This window comes from Pseudomonas sp. BJa3 (genome assembly GCF_026343815.1).
Classification (GTDB): domain Bacteria; phylum Pseudomonadota; class Gammaproteobacteria; order Pseudomonadales; family Pseudomonadaceae; genus Aquipseudomonas; species Aquipseudomonas soli.
Genome location: NZ_JAOXMC010000463.1, coordinates 1 through 243 on the forward strand (window position 1 = coordinate 1; position 243 = coordinate 243).

General features: G+C 60.5%; 1 protein-coding gene. It reads left to right on the plus strand.

Annotation, left to right across the window (positions count from 1 at the left end):
* Positions 1–243: portal protein (locus OH705_RS28425; RefSeq protein ID WP_267303596.1), on the plus strand; the 243-nt coding region annotated here is incomplete at both ends.

A 243-nucleotide genomic window follows, 5' to 3' on the forward strand; every position in this document is an offset into this window, starting at 1 on the left:
GTTCGGCACTGGCGCGATCTGGATCGACGAAGACCCGAAGAACGGCATTCGTTGCGAGGTGTTCACCGCTGGTGAGTACTACGTGGCCAACGGCGCAGACGGTAGGTGCAACGCGTTCTATCGCGAGTTCAAGCTAACCGCGGCGCAGATGGCCGAGCGGTTCGGCAAAGAGAATCTCAGCCCCCAGGCGCAGAATGCGCTCAAAGAGGCGCGCCAAGATCAGTGGTTCGACTGCGTGCAGAT